We start from the raw sequence: 3,539 nt of genomic DNA on the forward strand, positions 1-3,539 counted from the left end.
ATTGCCATAGCCAGCCTTGTCCTGGCCATTGCCGCAGGTCCTCTCTTGCAGCAATCAGCACCTGCGCGTTCGACGCCGCAGTTGGCAATGGCTTGGATCGCATTTGATCGTTCGGAAATAGCGAAACGCGTGTCCGCAGGAGAGGTCGTTTTTGTCGATGTGACCGCTGACTGGTGTCTGACTTGCAAAGCGAACAAGACACTTATCATCGATCGGGAGCCAGTCCGGAGCGCGCTTGAAGCGCCTGGAGTCACGGCGATGCAGGCAGATTGGACACGCCCGGACACGCGCATTTCCCGCTACCTTGAGAGTTTCGGCAGATACGGCATCCCCTTCAATGCCGTCTACGGACCATCGGCACCGAACGGCATTGTGCTGTCCGAATTGCTAAAAACCGAGGACGTGATGAACGCCTTGGCGCAAGCCAGTGGTCGGGATGTTTCCGCAAAGGTTGCCGGACAGGAGTGACCTGCTCGACCGGGACACCGAGCAGTAGTCAGCCGCCGAGCCGCTCAAGCGCGGCACGGACCGCCGCACGCCGAGGATCACTGGCGGGCTGCTGCTCCAACAGCGCTTCAGCCTTGCGGTAGGCCTCAACGGCGCGATCGGGCTCCTGAAGGACGGTATAGGCATTTGCCAGCCGCATCCAACCATCCAGATCGTCCGGTTCATCCTCAAGACGCTCGGCCAGCCGCGAGACCATCGATCGGATGAACTCCGCGCGATCCGCGTCATTCATCTCCGACGCCGCCGCGACATCTGCGGCACTCGGGCCTGGTTGCGACGTCGGCCCGCTGGGTAGATTGACGACCGGAAGGTCAGCTGCCGCTGCAATCCGGTTGATCTGCGCTGCATAGGTCTCCATCCAGGGAACGTAAGCCTCTTCCTGATTCAGTCGTGAAACAAGCAGATCGTAGGCCTTACGCGTCTCTTCTTGCTGAAAGTAATACAGAGACTCGAAGTAGGTTGCCGCAGGATTGGATGGGTCAAGGTCCAAAGCGCGATCAATGGCCAATTTCGCCCGTGGAATAACAACGCCGTCATTGGCAACCGCGACAGCCTCTGCCAGCATGGAGAATGTCGCGGAGGTGGCATCCTCCCGTTCGGCAACGACTTCGAAGGCTTCGACGGCATCGGCTGCTCTGCCCATGCGCTGATAGGTCTGGCCCAACAGCATCCACCCTTCGCTAGGGCCGCCGGTCGGATCGGATACAAGCCTTTCGCGAAGTTGTATTGCCAGCGCCGTCACTTCATCAGTCTGTGCCCGCTCCTCTGCACGGGCAGCGAAGGCCATTGAAGGAACCTCCGGCGATCCCATCGTCAGATAGTAGCCCGCGGCAATAACCGGCGCGAGGACCGCCGCGACAACGAGAGTGACTCTGCCACCATTACGGGATGATCCGGCTTTTTCTTCCGAATTGCGGGTCGTCGCGAGGATCCGTTTCTTGATCTCGAGTCTGGCCGCTTGAGCTTCCTGTTCAGAAATCAAACCGCGGTCCATGTCTCGTTGGATTTCCCGCATCTGATCGGCGAGGATCGCCGGTACCGCATCCCCTCTGGTGAGAGTGTTCGATTTGGACAGCAGCAGCGGGTAGAGGACAATTCCGATTGCGACCAGCGTCAAAAGAACGAAAATACCCCAGATCATGACGCATCCCTCGCTTCGTTTTGCCTGAGAATTTCGGACACGGTGTTCTCATCCTCCGAGCCCAAGTCTTCAAATGCCTCTTGCTTTCGCCGACTCATCAGTAGCCCGCCACCAACGAAAACCCCGATCAGAACGAAAGCGATCGGAGCGAACCAAAGCGCGTAGGTCGCAGGCTCCAGAGGCGGTTTCAGCAGCACGTAATCCCCGTACCGCGCCCGTATGTATTCGATCACCTCCGCGTCGCTGTCTCCAACGACCAGGCGCTCGCGTACGAGCAGACGCAAGTCCCGCGCCACACCCGCGTTCGAACTGTCGATGTCCTGGTTCTGACAGACGACGCATCGTAGATCCTTGGAAATCTCCCGCGCACGCTGTTCCAATACCGGGTCGGTCAGCATTTCGTCTGGTTCGACCGCATTGGCGGCAAAGGGAAAGAGCCCGATGCAAAACGCGAAAATCAACTGTCTCATGATGCTGCTCCCTTTGGCAGTGCGCCTGCCTGCTTCAGGGCTTGCGTGAACCGTTCGACGGCGTCCGGACCCACGACCGGCCCGACATAGCGAAACAGAACAGTACCATCGCCATCGACGATGAAGGTTTCCGGCACGCCTGAAAGGCCCCATTCGATCCCTGTCCGGCCTGAAAGGTCGGACCCGATCCGTTCGTAGGGATTGCCGAGGTCATTGAGCCACTTCACGGCATCTTCTGGTTTGTCTTTGTAGTTGATGCCGAACAACCGCATGCCCTCGCGTTCGACAAAGCGTGTCAACACGGCATGTTCCGCGCGGCAGGGCACGCACCAGGACGCAAAGACATTGACCACGACCGGTCGTTCGTTGCCTAGAAGATCGCTTCGGGCCAGGCCGGGTGTCTCCAACCCCGGCACGGGATCGAGGTCGAACGCCGGGGCCGGTTGCGAGATCAGGACGGAAGGGATCTCGTTGGGATCCCGGTCGGGATTGAGCCCCCAGAGAAAAAAACCCCCGAATATGACCGCCGCAATAAACGGCAGCCCGGCAATGAGACGTTTCATCTTCTCTCCTACTCGGCAGGAACAGCATCGCTGGCTGGCTGTTTGGCGCGGCGCGGCGCCCCGACCCTCAAACGGCGATCCGACAAGGACAAACAGCCACCGATCACCAGCAGGATCGAGCCGATCCAGATCAGGTTGACGAGCGGTTCATAGAGGATCCGAAGGGTCCATGCTCCGGCGTTGTTCACTTGATCGGAGGCTGGCGTTGCAATCGACGTATAGAGATCACCCGCCAATGTAGAGCGGATGGCCGACTCCGTCGTCTGGCTTTCCGCGACCGGGTAATACCGGCGTTCTGGGAAAAGCGTCGTGACCAGCTCGCCATCCCGACGGACCACAAGGGTGCCGCGATCCGCGATGTAGTTCGGCCCTTGAACCTGTGTGGCCCCTTCGAAGGTGATGTCGAACCCCGCGATCGTGACTTCGGTCCCGGGGGCGGCAAAGACGATCTCCTCACTCTTCCATCCGGTCGAGCCGATCATCCCCATCATCAACACAGCGACGCCGGCATGGGCGAGTGTCATACCGTGAGAGGCGCGTGGCAGATTGCGCGCGCGTCTCGCGCTCTCTGCAAGGGGAACCTCGAACAGGCGGATGCGTAGCGCCCATTCCCGTAGGGTTGCAAAAAGCAGCCACGCTGCGCCAAGGATGGCAAGATAGGCCATGATCGGCCCACCGTTCAGAAGATACCATGCGGCCAAAACTGCGATGAACGCCAGAACGACCACGAACCGAATGCGATCGAGCAACCCGGCGATATCAGCCCGCTTCCACGACAGGAATGGACCAAGACCCATGAACACGACCAGCGCCAGCATCATCGGAAACAGCTTCAAACGCCCCTTCACCCGATTTCCT

General features: G+C 59.6%; 5 protein-coding genes. 1 reads left to right on the forward strand and 4 read right to left on the reverse strand.

The window, feature by feature from the left end; genetic code table 11:
* A partial coding sequence (locus ACFDS3_RS19735) for a thioredoxin family protein (protein ID WP_375264044.1) occupies positions 1-468 on the forward strand: 468 nt, incomplete at its 5' end.
* 28 nt (positions 469-496) lie between these two features.
* Here the strand turns inward: ACFDS3_RS19735 and ccmI are convergent.
* The 4 genes from ccmI to ACFDS3_RS19755 form a co-directional block, all read right to left on the reverse strand.
* Positions 497-1,648, reverse strand: coding sequence for a c-type cytochrome biogenesis protein CcmI (ccmI, locus tag ACFDS3_RS19740; RefSeq protein WP_008327282.1), 1,152 nt, complete (start codon positions 1,646-1,648; stop codon positions 497-499).
* Positions 1,645-2,118: a cytochrome c-type biogenesis protein gene (locus ACFDS3_RS19745; protein WP_127657317.1), complete on the reverse strand. Its 474-nt coding sequence runs from the start codon at positions 2,116-2,118 to the stop codon at positions 1,645-1,647. Before ACFDS3_RS19745 ends, ccmI begins: the two co-directional genes overlap by 4 nt.
* Entirely contained in the window at positions 2,115-2,681 is a 567-nt protein-coding gene (locus tag ACFDS3_RS19750; protein WP_375264045.1) for a DsbE family thiol:disulfide interchange protein, read from the reverse strand. The genes ACFDS3_RS19745 and ACFDS3_RS19750 overlap by 4 nt, the downstream gene beginning before the upstream one ends.
* Before the next feature lie 8 nt (positions 2,682-2,689).
* Positions 2,690-3,539: cytochrome c-type biogenesis CcmF C-terminal domain-containing protein (locus ACFDS3_RS19755; RefSeq protein ID WP_375264046.1), on the reverse strand; the 850-nt coding region annotated here is incomplete at its 5' end.

Source organism: Palleronia sp. (assembly GCF_042089775.1).
Taxonomy (GTDB): Bacteria; Pseudomonadota; Alphaproteobacteria; order Rhodobacterales; family Rhodobacteraceae; genus Palleronia.

Bases quoted from the DNA above. Each gene is read 5' to 3' on its own strand.
- ACFDS3_RS19750 (WP_375264045.1), bottom strand. From the start codon at position 2,681: ATGAAACGTCTCATTGCCGGGCTGCCGTTTATTGCGGCGGTCATATTC.
- ACFDS3_RS19745 (WP_127657317.1), bottom strand. From the start codon at position 2,118: ATGAGACAGTTGATTTTCGCGTTTTGCATCGGGCTCTTTCCCTTTGCC.
- ccmI (WP_008327282.1), bottom strand. From the start codon at position 1,648: ATGATCTGGGGTATTTTCGTTCTTTTGACGCTGGTCGCAATCGGAATT.